We start from the raw sequence: 17806 nt of genomic DNA, 5'->3' as shown, positions 1-17806 counted from the left end.
ACGGGATACAACCGGCAAGCATTTTCCGGATCCGGGCACGGCGTTTGTCCTGAGTCCCCCGGAGAGAACCCCCTATGTCAGCCCTGTGGAAAATCGCCATCGCCGCGCTTTTGCTGGGGGCCGCTTTGCCGGCCCGCGGCGCGCAGTGGTCGCTGGCCGGAGAGGTGGTCGATCTCGACGGCGCGCCGGTGATCGGGGCAAACGTCGCGGTCTGGATCGGCTCCACGCCGGTGGCGGCCGGAGCGGCCGATGAGCACGGGCGGTTTGCTCTGCGGCTGAAGGATTCGACCGCGGCCCCGCTGCGCCTGGTCGTCTCATCGGTCGGATACCTCCGGCACGAGAGCACGGTCGCAGGCGGCGGACTGCCGGGCCGGCTCCGCATTGAACTGCGGCCGGCGCCGGTGGCGGTGGAGGGGGTGACGGTGCAGCCGCCGGAGGCAGCCGGAGCGCCGTGCCGGGCGCTGACGCGGGCCGAGGTCGCGGCGGCGGCCCAAACATCGTTCGTGCCGGGCAACCCGATCGACGCCGTGAAGGAGCCGCGGGTGTTGCGGGAAGGTTCGTCGCACTCGGCGCGGCTGCGGGTCAGCGGCTCCTCGCCGGTCTACACGATCAACGGCATCGCCATCGGCCGAAACCCGACCCACTACGGCATGTTCGCGGTCGTTCCGGCCGCCGTGGTGGAGCGGATGACGGTGCGCACGCTGGGGACAGGCGCGGCGCACGATGCGCCGGCGGCGATCGACCTGGCCCTCCCCCGGCCGTACGGGCGCCACCGCGACGCGTCGCTGAGCCTGTCGGCGATCGACGCCACCGCGGCCTGGTCGCTCGGCGGACCGCACTGGTTTACCCTCGGGGCGGCGCGCAAGTCGGTGCTCGACGAAATCGTCAACCGGCTCGACACCGACGCCGGGCGGCGCACGGTGCCGCCGACCAATTTTCAGGACCTGGTCGCTTCGTCGGGGCTCCGGCTCGGAAGCGCCGCCTCGCTGGCGATCGACCAGTACCACGTGCACGATGCGCTCGAGTACCGCACCGGCGGAACCGCGCGCAACACGCGGGGGGCGCAGACCGCGCTGGCGACCGCGGAGCACTATATCGGGGCGCGCCTGGAGATGCTCCGGTCGGGGACGCTCCTCCGCCTGCAGGCGGCCGTCCAGAGCACGGAGGAGTCGTATGCGGCGGCGTCGGTGCCGGACGGGGACGAGGCCGAACCGCCGATCCTCGATCTGCACGCCTCCGGAGTGACGACGACGATCGCGGGCGAGGTTGTGCTGTCGCTCGGGGCGTGCGAACTGACGATCGGAGACCGGGTCCGGCACGTGATGAAGCAGCGGATCGACCTGACGCAGCAGAACTGGAATTTCCTCCCCCCGGATGCGGCGAGCGACCTGCCCAATCCCTATCAGCCGGAATTGAACCGGCTCTATGGATCCTACCACGGGACGCGGCGGCGCACCGACCATGCCGCCTACGCCTCGCTGCGCTGGCGGGCGGGGCCGGTCCACATGGAATCGGGCGCGCGCATCGGGCACTTCGGGGGGCTGGCCCGGAAAGAGTGGGCGGTATTCCGCCAGGCCGCCACGCTCGACCTGGACGACAAGGGGGCGCTGACTTTCTTTGCGGGGACGTTCGCGGAGGATCCGGCGCAGCGCGTCCTCGAGGCCTACCAGGCGCTGGTCCACACCGACTACAACGGGCTGCAGCCGGTGCGCACTGCGCTCGTGTCGCTGCAGTACACCTGCGGACCGGCGAGCGCGGCCCTGTACCGGAAACAAATCGCCGGGCTGCCGGTGCTCACGCCCGACTTCCGCCGGGTCGCTGAGGACGGAGCGGCGGGGGAGGGATTCCTGCGGACGCCGTCGATCGGGGAGGCGGATTTTGCCGGCGGCGACATTACGCTCGCGTTCGACAGCCTCGCCGGGGGGCGGCTCGCCCTGACCGCCTCCTACGGATACACCGCTGGGACGAAGACGACTGCGAGCGTGACGGCGCCCTCCGAATTCAATGCGCCGCACCGGTGGTACGCGATGGCGCGCTACCGGGTGAGCCGCGTGGTGGCGGTCGGGGCGGAAGCCGCGGTCCGGTCGGGATACGCCTACACCCTGCCGCCAAAAAGCCCGGCGGCCCCGGACGGGGACCGCTTGACCGTCGACTACTACCGGGCCGCCCTGGCGCGGGAGAACGGCGCGCGCTTCCCCACGCACGCGACTCTGAATCTGAATGCGGTGTTCGACTTCGGCGCGGCCGAGGCCTACTGCGCCATTGCCAACATCACCAATCGGGCCAACCCGATCATCCGGTCCGCCGACGGTTTCATCTACGACGCCGGGATCCTGCCCAGCGCCGGCGTGACCGTGCGGTTCTGAAGCCTGAAGCCCGCTTTTCCTACAAAGAGCTACACGTACCGGGAGGCGACGGCGAGCACGACCAGCAGAAACGCCAGATTGATCGGGATCACCCAGTGGTAGAACAGGTGGCCGACCCTGCCGGTCTCCTGCCGGGTCGCCGCGCGGTACCGCGAGGCGTAGATGGGGCTCATGAGGCGCAGCCACACAAAACTCACCTTGTCGCCGCGGCGCCGGAGGTAGTTATAGATGGCCATGGTCGCGATCACATGCCAGACCACACCGATCAAGGCCCCCAGGGTGAGGACATAGGTCAGGGCGCTCATACGTGCTCCTTTCTGCCGGGGCGGGCCATCAACCCGCCGCGCCCAAAGAACGGCGATACGCCGGCCGCGAGGACCGGGGCCATGAATACGGCGCCCGCAGGACCGAACCCGGCCTCTCGAACGGGAGTGAGCGCGTTCCGGTTTTTCACACAAACTCCACTTCCTGCTGGTCGCGGAAGAAAATGAGGGCGAGGACGATGGCCGAGACAGGCACGAGGAGAAGGGCCAACACGGACATCAGCACTGTGACCTCGCAGATCCCGGCAGCCATCGTGACATAGGCGAAGCCGCGGATGTATTCGCCGAAGCGTTCCTTGGCCCCGAGCAGTTTGACCGCGATCAGAATATCCACGACGCCGATCGAGACCATGGCCCCGGTGAAAAAGGCCACAAACCCGACCAGGAGCACCACCCGATCGACCGGCCAGAAGGCGGAGGTCAGGATGCCGAACGCCAGCCCGCAGACCTGAAACGCGATCGTCCACCAGACCGAGACGATGATCAGGAGGTCGAGATCGCGGTAGGCGTAACGCTCGTGCAGGAGCGAGCGGAATTTCAGCAGCGTGTAGACCGCGATCGCCGTGAACGGAATCATGAGAAAATCGGAGGGGCCGACAAACGGCCGGCGAATGTTAAAAAACTCGGCGGCTACGCCCGCTTCGATAAGACCGATCACGATGGCGACGGGAAAGAGCACGGCCTGCACGATCGCAAGCCAACCGGCCAGCTTATACCTGTTCTCTTCCATACTTCCAAGACCCCGCCTTCAGGATGCGTGAGGTTCTCTGTCTCCTAAACAAAATCCGGTTCGTATTCCAGAATGTCGCCGGGCTGGCATTCGAGCTCGCGGCAGATCGCCTCGAGCGTGCTGAAACGGATACCCTTCACCTTGCCCGTTTTCAGAAGCGAGAGGTTGGTGACCGATATCCCGATTCGGGCCGCCAGTTCGGTGAGCGACATCTTCTTCTTCACCAGAATCAGGTCCAGTTTAATCTGTATAGCCACGGTTGGTCTCTGCGGTTGACAGTGCGAATTACATAAAGTGTTTTATGTTACACATAAAATACGTTAAGTAAAACGAAAAGATTCGGAGATTTCCGGATTTTTTTTGTTTGGAGACTATGCCCCCTCTTAAGATACTAACCCACAATATCTTAGGGCTGCCTCCGACGGCCGGCGCCGCGAAGGCTCGCGGCTGATCGTTCGCGCGGTCGATGCGCGAGGACGGAACCGGGCACCGGGGGAGGGGTTGTTAGGTCTGTCCCGCGAAGGGTGGAGATGGAGACTTTTTTACAGAATCACTATTTGCTCTACGGAGCATTCACCGCTTTTGTGCTCGGGATGCTGGCTCTGGATCTCGGCGTCTTTCACCGGCGCGACCACGTGGTCAGCATGCGGGAGTCGTTTGCCTGGACGGCGGTGTGGATCGTGCTGGCGCTCGCGTTCATGGCGTTCGTGTACTACCGGTACGAGACGGTCTCGCCCGGGCGGGGCACTCCGGCGGCGCTGGAGTTTCTCACCGGCTACCTCATCGAGAAGTCGCTGAGCATCGACAACGTCTTCGTCTTCCTCCTCATCTTCTCGTACTTCAACGTGGCTCCGATATACCAGCACCGGGTGTTGTTCTGGGGGATTCTCGGGGCGCTCGTGTTCCGGGCGTTTTTCATCGCCCTGGGCGCCCTCCTGATCGCGAAATTCCACGCCATCATCTACCTCTTCGGCGCTTTCCTGGTGTTCACGGGGATCAAGATGGCCTGGGCGAAAGACAAGCAGTTCCACCCGGAGCGGAACCCGGTGCTGCGACTCTTTCGGAGGTTCGTCGGGGTCACAAAGGATTACCGGGGGAAGCGCTTTTTCGTCAGAGCGGCGGGCCGCCGGCTGGCGACGCCTTTGTTCGTTGTGCTCCTCCTCGTGGAGTCCAGCGACATCATATTCGCGGTCGATTCGATACCGGCGATTTTCGCGGTGACGAAGGATCCGTTCTTGGTGTTCACGGCCAACGTGTTCGCGATTCTCGGATTGCGCTCGCTCTACTTCGCGCTGGCGGGCGTGATGCGGCTGTTCCACCACCTCCACTACGGCCTGTCGGTCATCCTCGTCTTTGTCGGGATCAAAATGATCCTCTCGGATATCTACAAGGTTCCGATCGGCATCTCTCTGGGGGCGGTGGGACTGATCATCGCGGTGTCGATCGCCGCTTCGCTGGTTTGGCCGAAACGCGCGGTCGCGCCCGGCGATCCGCCGGCCCTGCCCGAGATTCCCGCGTAAGTCGGAAAGTTCCGGCCGGTCCGGGAGGTCAGCCCCCGAGGCCCGTGGAGCGCGGGGGCGCAGGGTCGGCCGGGGGCTGCCCGGTGAGCTTGCGGCGCAGCCGGCGCAGCAGGTTGCGCGCCCACACGAACTCAAGGGAGAGGATGCCGAGGCCGGCCGGAATGACGAGAAACGCCGGGCCGGGCAGCACCAGGAGAGCTACGCCGAGCGCGAGCACCGTGAAACCGATCACGGCGACGACCAGCCTTCGCACTTGTCTTATCGTTCCGGCAATCATCGCTTCCCCCGGTCACCGGTACGCCGGGAGCAGTCCCGGGTCGGTGAGAGGCGGGGCGGCCGGCGCCCGCTCACTGCGATTCGTCGGTGACCACGTGGGCGACGTCGATCACGGTGTCGTCATCGCGCAGCTGCATGAGCCGCACGCCCTGGGTGTTGCGGCCGATGACGCTGATCCCCTTGACCGCGGTGCGGCACGTCACGCCCTTGCGGGTGATGAGGATCAGTTCGTCCTGGTCGAGGACCTCCTTGATCGCGACCACCTCCCCGTTGCGCTCGCTGCTCTTGATGTTGATGATGCCCTTGCCGCCGCGGTTGGTGATGCGGTACTCGTCGACCGAGGTCCGTTTGCCGTAGCCGTTCTCGCAGACCGTGAGGATGGTGCTGTCGCGTTTGACGACCACCATCCCGATGGTGTAGTCTTTCTTGCCGAGGGTGATCCCCTTGACGCCGTAGGCGGTGCGGCCCATGGCGCGGACTTTCTCCTCTTTGAAGCGGATCGCCATCCCCTTGCGGGTGGCCAGGATGATGTCGTAGGTGCCGTCGCTGAGACAGGCCTCGATGAGTTCATCCTCGACCGGGAGGGTGATGGCATTGACGCCGGTGACGCGCGGGTGGGAGAATGAGTCGAGAGCGACCTTCTTGACCACCCCCTGGCGCGTGGCGAAGACGACGAAGCGGTCGGGGGAGAAGTCGCGGACGCGGGTGAAGGCGGTGATGTTCTCGTCTTTCTCCATCTGGACGAGGTTGACGATCGGCTTGCCCTTGGCCAGCCGCCCGCCCACCGGGATCTCGTGCACTTTCACCCAGTAGCAGCGGCCCTTGTTGGAGAAGAACAGGACGTAGTCGTGGGTGGAGGCGACGAAGAGGTGTTCGGCCCAGTCGTCCTCTTTGGTTTCGATGCCGCGGACGCCCATGCCGCCGCGCTGCTGGCGCCGGTAGCCGCTCACCGAGAGGCGCTTGACGTAGCCCTGGTGGGAGATGGTGATGACCATTTCCTCTTCGGCGATGAGGTCCTCGACGCTGAGCTCCTCGGCCGCGTCCTGGATCTCGGTGCGCCGGGCGTCGCCGTACTTCTCCGCCAGGCCGCGCGTTTCATCCTTGACGATCTGCATGCGGAGCGCCTGGGACTCCAGAATGGCGCGGTACTCGGAGATCTTCTGGATCAGCTCGCGGTACTCGTCCTCGATCTTCTGCCGCTCGAGGCCGGTGAGGCGCTGGAGGCGCATCTCGAGGATCGCGGTCGCCTGGACGTCCGACAGGCCGAACTTCTTCATCAGCCCGGCGTGCGCGGTCGGCGTGTCTTTCGACTTCCGGATGAGGGCGATGACTTCGTCGATGTGGTCCAGCGCGATGCGGTAGCCCTCGAGGATGTGGGCCCGCTCCTCGGCCTTGCGCAGGTCGTACTGGGTGCGCCGCACGACCACTTCGTGGCGGTGGTCGACAAACGCCCGGATGAGCTGTTTGAGGCTCATCTGTTTCGGCACGCCGTGGTCGAGCCCGAGCATGTTGACCGAGAAGGTGGTCTGCATGGTCGTGTGGGTGAAGAGCTGGTTGAGGACGACGTCGGGCGGAATGTCGCGCTTGAGCTCGATGAAAATGCGCATGCCGTCGCGGTCGGACTCGTCGCGGAGGTCGGCGATGCCGTCGATCTTCTTGTCGCGCACAAGCTCGGCGATCTTCTCCAGCAGGTTGGTCTTGTTGACCTGGAAGGGGATTTCGGAGACGATGATGGCGTCCTTGCCGTTCTTCATGCGCTCGATGGCGGCGCGGGCGCGCACGTACACGTGCCCCTTGCCGGTGCGGTAGGCCTCGCGGATGCCGTCGCGGCCGTTGATGATCCCGCCGGTGGGGAAATCGGGGCCGGGGACAATCTCCATGAGGTCGTCGTTCGTACACTCGGGATCGTCGATCACGCGGATGATGGCCTCGGCGATCTCGTTGAGGTTGTGCGGCGGAATGTTGGTCGCCATGCCTACGGCGATGCCGGAGGTGCCGTTGCACAGGAGATTGGGGAACTTGGCCGGCAGGACCACCGGCTCCTCCCGCGTGCTGTCGTAGTTGGGCATGAAGTCGACGGTCTCTTTTTTCAGATCGTCGAGCATCTCCATCGCCATCGGTGTCAGGCGGGCTTCCGTGTACCGCATGGCCGCCGCGCCGTCGCCGTCGATCGAGCCAAAGTTTCCCTGGCCGTCCACCAGCGGATAGCGCATGTTGAAATCCTGCGCCATGCGCACGAGCGTCGGGTACACCACCTGCTCGCCGTGGGGATGGTAATTTCCCGAGGTGTCGCCGCAGATCTTGGCGCACTTACGGTGCGGCCGTCCGGGCGCCAAATTCAGATCGTTCATCGCCACCAGGATGCGTCGGTTCGACGGCTTAAGCCCGTCGCGGATGTCGGGCAGCGCCCGATTGGTGATCACCGACATCGAGTAATCCAGGTAGGAGTGCTTCATCTCCTCTTCGAGGAAGATCGTCTCTATCTTTTGCCGCTCCATTGTCATGGCCGCCGAAGGTCCCTTCTATCTTGCAGTCGTAAAGTCCACGATACGCTGACGATAAGCTAACCATTATATGCGCGAATAGCAATAAAAAACCGCCGAAAGCCTGGCATTATCCGATTGTGCGACAATGTATTAGCGGCCGCTTCCCGAACGGCGGACGGGTGGCGGCATCGGGCTTCCGCCGGCCGCGCTGCCCGACGTGCGGCTAGCCGAGGCCGATCGCTTATGACGCCGCCTGGGAATGTCGATCAATGGACTATGGCGACACGTCCGCAGTTTGACCAAGCGTCCATAAGAATCACCGCTCCCGTGTCCCGCGCGCCGCTGGGGCCGCTGCTAAGGAGACCGCCGGTGCTCGTTTATGCTGTGGTCACCGCATATCGAACCTGGCTGGTCGCGCTGCTGCTGGCGGCCGTGATAGTGGCGGCGGTGAAGCCGGCGGTGGAAGTCGGCGTCCGGCAGGTTCTCCCCCCGGTCAGACAGAGCAAGATGCTCGGGCTGGTGAAGCGGGAGAAGCCTCGTCCGGCGGCTCTCGCGGTCACGCGCCTGCTCATGCTGGCGGCCTGGGCGGGCGTCGGCGGGGTCGTGTTTCTCCGGTGGCGCCGCGAATTGCCGGACCGGCTCGCCGCGGCGGAGGCATGTGCCCGCCGGTGGGAGCACGAGGCCGAGCGTCTGGCCGAAACGGCGCCCGATCGCAGCCGGCGGCTGTATCGGGCCGCGCTGGTGCTGACGCTCGATCGGGAGGCCCGGCGGCGGGTGCAGGCCCGGCTGTGCGCTCCGGGCGGAGCGGCCGATGCCGCCGCGACATGCGCCGCGACCCCGGCGGACACCTTGGCCCCGCCCACCCGGGCGGGCGCGGAAGGGCCGGCGCCGCCGGGTCTCGACCGCCGCTACCGGTTGGAGGAGAAACTCGGCCAAGGGGCGATGGGCATAGTCTATCGCGGCCATGACCAGGTGCTCGACCGCCCGGTGGCGCTCAAGCGGCTCGCCGCGCGGCTCGTCGGCGAGTCGGTCTACAGCGAGCGCTTCCGCCAGGAGGCGCGGGCGCTGGCCCGGCTGTCGCACCCGCACATCGTGCAGGTGTTCGACCTCATTGCGGTCGGCGAAGAGATCTGGATGGTGCTTGAGTACCTCGACGGGGGTTCGCTCGCGGATTATCTGAAAACGCACGGGCGCCTCGAGCCGGCCGAGGCGGCGCGGATGATCTGCGGGATCGCCGACGGATTGGCGGTAGCGCACCGAGAGGGAATCATCCACCGCGATATCAAGCCGGCCAACATCCTGCTGACCGCCGACCGGCGGGCCAAGCTCTCGGATTTCGGCATCGCCAAGCTGGCTCGCGAGGCGACGCTGACACAAGCGGGATCGACCCTCGGCTCACCCGCCTACATGAGCCCCGAGCAGTGCAGCGGCGAGGGGCTCGACGAGCGGTCCGACATCTACTCCCTCGGCATCACCCTGTACGAGCTGCTGGCGGGGCGGCCGCCGTTCGCCGGAGAGACGAGCGGCATACTCGCGCAGCACCTGGTGGGCGACCCGGCGCCGCTGGCGCAGTGGGCGCCGGGCGTACCGGAACCGCTCGATCGACTGGTGCGGCTCATGTTGGCGAAGCGGCGCGAGGATCGCCCGCAGATGATGGCCGAAGTCGCGGCGGCGCTGGACGGCTGGACCGAAAGGACCGCTCCCGTGCCCGGCGCCTGACCCGAGGCCCGTCGGCACGCGCGGCTTTGGCCCCTCGCTCGAACAGCGCCCTCGGTCTTGACAAAATGGACCGCGCCGGTTATAGTTACGGCAGGTCCCATAAGTCCTTTTCCCTCGATTGACACCGACGATTCCGGCAGGGCTAGTTTGACGCAGGAGGAGTAATATGAAAGCATGCGTGCGGGCCGCCCTCCTGGCGGGGGTCGCGGCGCTTGCGAGCACGGCCGGGGCGAGCCGGCTCACGGATCTCACGGGCTGGTGGAGGGTGATCGAGGACAACGGGCATTTCATCCGGTTGGTGCAGCAGGGGGTCGATGTCACTATACTCGACGGGGACGGGACACTCATCGCCCCGGGCGTCTTTGCCAACGATACGCTGTGGGCCTACCCGACGCCTGCCGACACGGTGATTCTCGTGTACCATGGGGACACGCTGAGCGGTCTGAACGAGGAAGGGAATCCCATGACGATCGTCAGGTACCCGGTGGATCTCAACGGGTGGTGGGCGAATGTCGACGGAGGGAGGGAAATTCCGAGGTTTGTCCACGAGGGCTCGGCGGTGCAGCTCTGGATGGATACCGATACCTCGACCTGGTTTGTCGCCGACGGCACGTTTGCGAATGATACGGTTCTGCTTGACCTGCCGCCGGAGCTGGGTGGCGCGCTGACCCTGATCTACCGGGCGGACACGCTTGGCGGCATGGGGGGACCGGACGCGGATTCCATCATTCTGGCGCGCTCGCCCTACGGAAAGTGGATGCCGATTCGGTGCGGAACAGTTGCCATTGGGGGAGATTTCGAAGACTGGCCATACATGTATCTCATGGCTCAGGACAGGCGCGATGACGGGACCAGCACCCCGGCGGCCGAACTGGATCGGGTCTATCTCTGCCATGATTCGGACTACTACTACTTCCGGATAGAATGTGTCGGCGACGCCGCCTTTCCGCACAGCGGGACGCTCTGGGACCGCTATTCGATTGTCTGGTATATTAGCGGTACCGACAGTACGTGCAGCATCAGAATCGAGTCCACCTGGGAAATGTACTTCTGGAACAACATGACGCAGCAGGAAACGATGCTCGAACCGCCGGCGGTGTCGGGTCGCGTCATCGAGGGAAGGATACCGCTTGAGCTGCTCGGTCGCCTTGCGGAAGAAGCGGAAGTGTCCGTCAGGTCGGCGTACTACGACTGGGATTTCGGGTGGCTGTCGTACGATGAGATTCAATTCAATGCGGCCCGGCAAGCGTGCGGGGCCGATCCCGCGCGGCTGACCCCGCAGCCGCAGTATGCTTTCCTGTCAAACGCCGTGACACCCGTCATGGATACGCTCGTTATCGGCAACCTGCCGGACCGCGCCGCCGGCGACATTCGGCTGAGCTCTCTGCGGGTCAACGGAGCTGTCCAGCCGACGGTCTGCGCGGGGCACTTGAAATGCCCGGGGTTCGCGGGCAGCGTGGTGACAGCGCTTTTTCCCGCCCGGACGTTTCTCCAGGGGTACGGACTGGTCTGGGACACGGCCCGGGCGCCATACACGGTGACGGGGGAATTCCGGGACGGTGCGCCGGTGAATATCGAAGGCGAGGTTACGATAATCGGCCACCGGTCGGGGGACGTGAACGGGGATGGGACGGCAAGCGTGGCGGATGTGACGTTCCTGGTCGGGTACGTTTTTCGCGGCGGCCGGGCGCCGCAGCCGGTCGAGTTGGGGGATGTGGACTGCGACGGGGGAATTACGGTCACCGATCTCAGCAGCCTGGTTGCATATCTCCTGCGGGGCGGTCCGCCCCCGTGCGCTCGCTAGCGGATCATGCCGTTCGAATCACAGGGGCCGCCTTCGGCGGCCCTTTGTCGGAGAGGGGCAAACGGGCGCGCCCCGGCGCCGAAAACCCGGCCCCCGAACCAATTCAACCTTGCCGGTTACAAAGGGCATGATATATTCCCCGCACAAGAAGGACGGAAAGGTGGTATGGGTACGATGGTTCGCCGCATCCTGTTGTCTGCGCTTCTGGGAGCCGTGCTCGCCGCCGCAGCGCGGCCGGCCGCTAAGTTCGATCTGAAAGGACTCGCCGGTTCGTGGGAAGGCGAGGGGATGTTCCTCATGCCGGTCACCGATCTTGAGGTCGAGGTGGAAGGGGAAGGGGAGTTCGTCTACGATGCGAAGCGGGACCTGGTCAAGACCACGATGTCGGGGTCGAAGTTCCTTGTCCCGTACTCCGATTCCGGGCTGCTCCGGTACGACCTCGCAACCGACTCGGTGTCGTGGGAGGTGTGGGACAACTGGGGGCAGCATTCGATGTACTACGGCCAATGGCGCGACGGCGTGATCGCGGCCGACCGGCTGTGGAAGAGCCGCAACTACCAGGTGACCGTGACTTTCCCCCACCGGGACACGCTCAATTTTCACCTGACCGCCACCGATCCGCAGACGCAGTTGAAAACGACCCGGGCGCGGTTCAGTCTCTGGCGGGTAAAGTGAGCGATGGCGGCCTGGGCGACGACTGTTGATGCGCTGGTGCGCAATTTCCTGTCCGCCCTCAACGCCTCGGTGCCGTCGATGCGGGCGGCCCGCATTCTGGACGACGACTTGACCGGATTCGACGACTGGGAGCGGCTGTGCGATACGCTCTACCGCCTCCTGGTGATCGAACCGATCCGCGCCTCCCTGCCCAAACCCGCACAGGCCGTCTTTGACCTCCCCTCGTATGAAACCCAGTACGAATCGCTGGAGGATTTCAGTCTCATCCAGGTGACGCCGCCGGGGAAAGCGGCGCCGCCGCGGCAAATCGCCGGAACGGCCGTGTTCTTCCGCTTTCTGCCCGGCAACGAACAGACCGGGCGGTTCGATCTGGTGGAGACCGTGAGAGTGAACGAGGGGCTGACGATCGAGGAGACCTCGTGGGAGACGGCCAGGGCGGAGGAAGTGTATTTCACCTGCCTCGTCCCGGAGCGCCAGGGATGGCGGCTGCTCGATCACGTGCAGGTCGAGATGGAGTAGTCGCCGGGCCGAAGGGGGGTCCGCACGCCCCGCGGAGATTTTCGACAGTTGCCGGGCCCGAGAATTGCGGCGCGCCCATCACCCCGACCGGTGCAATCGCCGCCCGCATCCGGCGGCGGTTCTACTCCCGATAGTACCAGTGCCACGATTCCCAGTAGTCGTAGTCGGACTTCTCCACCGGTTTCGGGTAGGATTCGACAAAGCCGAAATCGGCGGCGTGCCGGGTGAGCCACTTGTAGGCGTCGGTATGGACGAAACGGGCCTCGCTCGGCACGAGATCGAGCGCGCGCGCCGTGTGGTGCTGGGAGAAGCCGGGCGGAGCGACGAAACGCACGACCTGGTGGAAGGTCTGCCCCTCGGCCATGCGGCGCCGGATCACCCGCTTCTGATAGGCCGGGGAACGGTACCCGGAGTCGACGCGGAAGCGGATGCCGGCTTTGCGGGCCGCCTCGGCCATGCGGACAAACGCCTCGCGGGTGGCGCGGGTGACGTAGATCCGGCTGCCGTTGTCGCAGAGATCTTTCGGTAGGGCCACGAGCGTGTCGGCCGCCGCCCGCTCATGGGGCGGAACATAGCGCTCGCACCACCGCTCCGGCACGTCGTAGGTGACGGCGTCGATGGTGACGGAATGGTTGCAAGGGCGCTCGGCCTTGGCCGACCGGTCGGCCTGCGGGGCGCCGGACGCGAAGCAGAGCGCCGCCGCGGCCGTCAACACGCCTCGTCTGACCCGGACGTTCCTCACATTACCCTACGTAGCGGAGGCCGGAGTTCGTACCGGTGAGAATCTGACGGTCGCTTTCCAGTCCGGCCGCCTTCACCTCTCCGATGAACAGGATGTGGTTGCCGGTCTCGACCGAGTTGACGATGGCGCAGTCGACATAGCCGAGGATCCCGTGGAGCACCGGCGTGCCGGTGGCGGGGGAATTGCCGAGGGTGCGGGCTTTGAGCTTGTCGTAGCCGGCCTCGGCCGGGCCGTAGAACGACTTGGCGACCGCTTCCTGTCCCTCGCCGATGAGATTGACGACGAACGCCTGGTGCTCCCGCAGCAACGGGATCGACTGCCGTTTCTTATGCACCGCGATCGCGACCAGCGGCGGATCGGAACTGACCTGGGTCACCCAGGAGGCGGTGAAGGCGTTTCCGTTTTCCCCCTTCCCCATTGTGACCACGTAGACGCCGTATTCGAACTTCCGGAGGACTTTTTTGATGTCGTCGGCCATGGCGATTACCCTTTCGCAGGTGGCGTGTTGCTTTCGATCGGCCAGCATACCGTTTCCGGCGCGGGCCGTCAATTACTTTCCCTGTAACCGGCCGGCCAGCCTCATGGTTCGAAGGGGTGATCGCGCATGAAGTCGGGGCGGTAGTGCTCGCTGGAGCCGAGTTCCTGGACCCAGCCGCGGGTGAACCCCAGGCGTTCCATCGCTTCGAGCACCTCATCGTACTCGTCCCGGAGGACGCGGCGGCCGAGGGTGGGATGGCGGGCCACGGCCGGCGTCGGCCAGTACTGCGACATGAGCGAGAGGTGGCAGTCGGGCGAAAAACACTCGGCGATGCAGCGGAGAACCTCGATCGAGTTTTGCACCTGACCGGGGAGCACGAGGTGGCGAATGACCAACCCGCGCCGGATCAAGCCGTCGGCGCCGAGCTCGATCTCGGCGCCCATCTGCCGGAACATCTCCCCGATCGCGGCCGCCGCGATCTCGGGGTAGCGGGGGGCCTGCGAAAACTCGCGCGCGAGCCGCTCATCCATGTACTTGAAATCGGGCAGGTAGACATCGATGATCCCCTCCAGCCGCCGGATCGCCTCGACCCGGTCGTAGCCGTTGGTGTTGCACACGTACACCGGCCGGCGGCCGCGGGCGGCGAGCACGTCGATGATGCGGAGCATCTGCGGGTAGTAGTGCGAGGGGGAGACGAAGCCGACCGAAGGGCAGCCCCGGTCGAGATGCTCCTCGACCCGGTCGGCCAGCCGGTCGTAGCTCATGGCGGTTTCGATGATCGGTTCGTGCGTGCGGCTGATGTCGTAGTTCTGGCAGTAGACACACTGGAGGTTGCAGCGGGTGAAGAAGATGTTGCAGATGCCGTGGGGGCCGGAGATGACCGGCTCCTCGCCCCGGTGGGCGCAGATCGAACCGATAGACAGGTCGGCGCCGCTGCGGCACCAGCCGAGCGGGCTGGCGGTGCGGTCGGCGCCGCAGCCCCGGGGGCAGCAGGCGCAGCGCTCCAGGTTCGGTTCGAACGGTCGGCGATCCGATGAACTCATGGGGCCAATATAGGACAGGTTCTCTCCCCTTGCCAGACTCATCCGGCGGAAGACAAAAAAAAGGGCAGGCCGCAGGCCTGCCCTTGCACTCTCACTGAGCCGTCACTGGCACACCAGCGCCGGGCCCCCTCGGAAGAGGAAGGCGATCATGTAGGTGACGTCGCCGACGGTGATGCCGACCTGGCCGTCAACATCCGCCGCCGCCATGTTGGCGGGGGAGGGACCGCCGCGGAACATGAAGGCGATAAAGAAGGTCAAATCGCCGACAGTGAAACTGCCGTCCCCGGTAACGTCGCCGCACAGGTAATCGCAGGCGTCGCCGACGCCGTCGAGGTCGCCGTCGGCCTGGTCCGGGTTAGCGATCTCGGGACAGTTGTCACAGGCGTCGCCGACGGCATCCTGATCGCCGTCGACCTGCGTCGGATTTGTGACAGTCGGGCAGTTGTCGCAGGCGTCGCCGCGGACGTCGCCGTCAGAATTCGTCTGACTGGTGTTGGGCACCGCCGCGCAGTTGTCGCAGGCATCCCCGACACCGTCGCTGTCAGCGTCGTTCTGAGTGGCGTTGGCGATGGCAGGGCAATTGTCGCAGGCGTTGCCGAAAGCGTCGGTGTCGCTGTTGGCCTGGTCCGGATTGGGGGTGGTCACGCAGTTGTCGCAGGCGTCCCCCTTGCCGTCGCTGTCGGCGTCGGTCTGGATCTGGTTGGCGACGGTCGGACAGTTGTCGCAGGCGTCGCCGAAAGTATCGCTGTCGGAGTTGGCCTGGGTGGGGTTCTGGACCGACGGGCAGTTGTCGCAGGCGTCCCCCTTACCGTCGCCGTCGGCATCGGTCTGGCCGGGGTTGGCGACCGTGGGGCAGTTGTCCGACCCGGTGGGGATCCCGTCGTTATCGGGATCGGGATCGGCAGTCGGGAAGACAATGTAGTCCACCCAGCCGCAGTCGCTGCCGACCGACTGTGATCCGTCCTTCGTGTAGGTCCAGCGGAACGTATGGCTACCGGCCGTGGTGGCGTAGGACGCCTCGGTCCAGGCGACGGTGCCGGACCACCGGTCCTTGCGGACGCCGTCGAGCCAGAATTCCAGGTAGTCCCAGCCCGACTCCGACGAGACCTTGTAGCGGAAAGTCACCGTGCCGGCCTCGAGGTTGCTCAGCGTGACCTGCATGGTGGAGGTCTGGCTGTGCGAAATGGTCCCCGACTTGGCCGAGTAGGTGCCCTCGTAGGGCGCCGAAGTCGTCGTTACCCACGCAGCGTTGCCGCTCTGCGTCCACGGGAAGGCGGCGAAATTGCCGGTCTCGAAGTCTTCGATCGTCTGCCCCACGGTCAACGAAAACAGCACGCTGTCGCTGTAGCCGCCGTCGGCGGTGAGGTGTACAACGAAATCGACCGGGTGCTCGAGCGGGCAGGAGGGGGAGACGCTGAACTGGTAGGCGGTGAGCGACGTGCCGGTGCCGCCCAGGGCGGTGATGGTCGGGAACATGGCGCTGTTCTGCGTGATCGTGATGTAGCTGTCGGCGGTCGCCAGCGTCCCGGCCAGATTAACGGCGTTGCCGGCGCCCTCGTTTTTCAGTGTGATGCTCATGGCCGCCGATTCCCCCGGATCCAGCGCACCCGCCGTCTGGCTCACGAACGTCAGAACCGGCGCGTTCGGCAGCGGCTGGAGCTGTACGTTCTGCGTGACCGTGCCGGCGTAGGAAGCGACGGTGATGCCGAAAACAGTGTCCGGGTAGTAGCCGGGCGAGCTGTAGACGAAGTTCCAGGTACCGGGAGCGATCATGCGGTGGTAGTTGCCCAGCACGGGATCGGTGTAGACCTGGGAGCTGTCGGCCTGGGTGTCGTGGCTGAGCACAAAGATCGTGGCCGCCAGCGGCAGGCCGGTGTTGGCGTCGGTGACGATCCCGCGCACGCCCCGGAGGGCATTGCGCAGGTAGTTGAACAGCGAGACCCGCAGGTAGCCCCACCAGGTCGGGAGCTGGCCGGCGGGGAGCAGCTTGGTCTCGGAGATCTCGATGGTGACTTCGCGGCAGCCGTGCCAGTAGTTCATGAAATCCTGGCGGCCGCCGGTGATCGTGTACCAGTCATACCCGTTGGTGATGCCGTCGTTGAACCCGTCCATGTAGCCCCCCGAGCTGTAGTACTGGGCGGAGTCGGCGAACACGTGTGAGACGGTCTGCCACCAGGCGTCGTCGGGATGCCGGCGCGACCAGGTGTCCCAGGGGTAGTTGACCACTTCGGCCCCGCCGTGGAAGTTGGCGGAGATGATAAAGTGGCGGGCCTGGGCGAACGCGATCATGGCGTTGGTTTCCGGCTGATAGGCGTTGCCGTCCGGGTGCGGCCCGTCGTCGGCGTCGGGGAAGTTCCGGTTGAGGTCGACGCCGTTGGCGTTGTAGCGGGTCGCCCCGTACACTGTCGAATTGCCGCCGGCGTAGGTCCCGTCGGGGTTGTGCAGCGGGTTGATCCAGATCTCGAGATTGTCGACCATGCTGGTGATCTGAGGATTGACGCCGTAGGCGCTCAGGAGGGAGTCGATCATGCGCAGCATCAGGACGTACCCGGTGGTCTCGTCGCCGTGCATCGACGACAGATACAGCACTTCCGGCTCGTCCTCGTCGACCGCGACGTTGTCGGAGATCTTGGCGGCCAACAGGGCGCGGCCCTCGGTCGTCGTGCCGATGGTCACGATTTGGCAGAGGCCCGGGTAGGTTGCGGCAAACTGGTTCATCATGGCCACGTAGGCATCATACGTGGGGTACACATCCCAGGCCCTTGCATCGCGGAGATCGGACGTCATTTCGGGGACGATCAGCGTGCTCGGGCGCGGGAGTTCCTCGAAGGCATACCCGAGGCGCTCCAGCGCAGCCAGCTGCTCGTCGGTGGCGTACGCCAGCACGACGCCGTCCTGCACGTTGTCGATCGAGACGACCTCGGAGAGCTCGGCCAGTGCCTTCGGGGAATCGGCCTTGAGCCGCAGGTAGTGCTCGTTGACGGCGACGACGGTCGACGCGCAGAGGACAAGCAAAAGCAGGACGGTTGCACAGCGAAGAGAACGCATCATAACTGCTTTCCTTTGGTTCGGCGGAGCCTATGTAAGTATTTTCGAACAGTACCTCCACAATATAAACCAAAAAA

General features: G+C 65.3%; 15 protein-coding genes. 6 read left to right on the top strand and 9 right to left on the bottom strand.

Features of this window, described 5'->3' with window-relative positions:
• Positions 1-74: 74 nt before the first annotated feature.
• Positions 75-2366 carry a hypothetical protein gene (locus KA261_05195; GenBank protein ID MBP7697186.1) on the top strand — a complete coding sequence of 764 codons (2292 nt, stop codon included), beginning with the start codon at positions 75-77 and terminating at the stop codon, positions 2364-2366.
• Between the two features lie 29 nt (positions 2367-2395).
• Here KA261_05195 and KA261_05190 read toward each other — a convergent pair whose 3' ends face one another.
• The 3 genes from KA261_05190 to KA261_05180 form a co-directional block, all read right to left on the bottom strand.
• Complete coding sequence (locus KA261_05190) at positions 2396-2671, bottom strand: hypothetical protein (GenBank protein MBP7697185.1); 276 nt, start codon at positions 2669-2671, stop codon at positions 2396-2398.
• Positions 2672-2816: 145 nt separating this feature from the next.
• Positions 2817-3419: a hypothetical protein gene (locus KA261_05185; GenBank protein MBP7697184.1), complete on the bottom strand. Its 603-nt coding sequence runs from the start codon at positions 3417-3419 to the stop codon at positions 2817-2819.
• 44 nt (positions 3420-3463) lie between these two features.
• Positions 3464-3676: a helix-turn-helix transcriptional regulator gene (locus tag KA261_05180; protein MBP7697183.1), complete on the bottom strand. Its 213-nt coding sequence runs from the start codon at positions 3674-3676 to the stop codon at positions 3464-3466.
• A gap of 273 nt (positions 3677-3949) precedes the next feature.
• On the opposite strand from KA261_05180, the gene KA261_05175 reads away from it, so the two are divergent.
• Positions 3950-4939 (top strand): TerC family protein, encoded by a 990-nt coding sequence (locus KA261_05175; GenBank protein ID MBP7697182.1) that lies wholly within the window; start codon positions 3950-3952, stop codon positions 4937-4939.
• A 28-nt stretch (positions 4940-4967) separates the two neighbouring features.
• Here KA261_05175 and KA261_05170 read toward each other — a convergent pair whose 3' ends face one another.
• On the bottom strand, positions 4968-5216 hold the full coding sequence (locus KA261_05170; GenBank protein MBP7697181.1) for a PGPGW domain-containing protein: 249 nt from the start codon (positions 5214-5216) through the stop codon (positions 4968-4970).
• A 70-nt stretch (positions 5217-5286) separates the two neighbouring features.
• A complete protein-coding gene (gene gyrA / locus KA261_05165) occupies positions 5287-7719 on the bottom strand; it encodes a DNA gyrase subunit A (protein MBP7697180.1) in 2433 nt (810 codons plus the stop codon).
• Positions 7720-8070: 351 nt separating this feature from the next.
• Between gyrA and KA261_05160 the strand changes: the two genes are divergently transcribed.
• From KA261_05160 to KA261_05145, 4 genes are all read left to right on the top strand, one after another.
• Positions 8071-9420, top strand: coding sequence for a serine/threonine protein kinase (locus KA261_05160; GenBank protein MBP7697179.1), 1350 nt, complete (start codon positions 8071-8073; stop codon positions 9418-9420).
• Positions 9421-9586: 166 nt separating this feature from the next.
• The gene (locus KA261_05155; protein ID MBP7697178.1) at positions 9587-11224 is read left to right on the top strand and encodes a dockerin type I repeat-containing protein; all 1638 of its coding nucleotides are present in this window, start codon (positions 9587-9589) and stop codon (positions 11222-11224) included.
• 165 nt (positions 11225-11389) lie between these two features.
• Positions 11390-11899, top strand: a complete 510-nt coding sequence (locus KA261_05150) for a hypothetical protein (GenBank protein MBP7697177.1) — start codon at positions 11390-11392, stop codon at positions 11897-11899.
• 3 nt (positions 11900-11902) lie between these two features.
• Positions 11903-12418, top strand: a complete 516-nt coding sequence (locus KA261_05145; GenBank protein MBP7697176.1) for a hypothetical protein — start codon at positions 11903-11905, stop codon at positions 12416-12418.
• 121 nt (positions 12419-12539) lie between these two features.
• Here KA261_05145 and KA261_05140 read toward each other — a convergent pair whose 3' ends face one another.
• The 4 genes from KA261_05140 to KA261_05125 all read right to left on the bottom strand — a co-directional run bounded on the left by KA261_05140 (position 12540) and on the right by KA261_05125 (position 17732).
• Complete coding sequence (locus tag KA261_05140) at positions 12540-13160, bottom strand: M15 family metallopeptidase (protein ID MBP7697175.1); 621 nt, start codon at positions 13158-13160, stop codon at positions 12540-12542.
• Between the two features lies 1 nt (position 13161).
• Positions 13162-13686: a flavin reductase gene (locus KA261_05135; GenBank protein MBP7697174.1), complete on the bottom strand. Its 525-nt coding sequence runs from the start codon at positions 13684-13686 to the stop codon at positions 13162-13164.
• Between the two features lie 53 nt (positions 13687-13739).
• The gene (locus KA261_05130; protein MBP7697173.1) at positions 13740-14681 is read right to left on the bottom strand and encodes a radical SAM protein; all 942 of its coding nucleotides are present in this window, start codon (positions 14679-14681) and stop codon (positions 13740-13742) included.
• Between the two features lie 102 nt (positions 14682-14783).
• The gene (locus KA261_05125; GenBank protein ID MBP7697172.1) at positions 14784-17732 is read right to left on the bottom strand and encodes a thrombospondin type 3 repeat-containing protein; all 2949 of its coding nucleotides are present in this window, start codon (positions 17730-17732) and stop codon (positions 14784-14786) included.
• Between the last annotated feature and the right edge of the window lie 74 nt (positions 17733-17806).

The sequence above is a fragment of the Candidatus Zixiibacteriota bacterium genome, assembly GCA_017999435.1.
Lineage (GTDB): Bacteria > Zixibacteria > MSB-5A5 > GN15 > FEB-12 > JAGNLV01.
The sequence above is the reverse complement of the archived record's forward strand: the minus strand, read 5'-3'. Positions and strand labels throughout refer to the sequence as shown.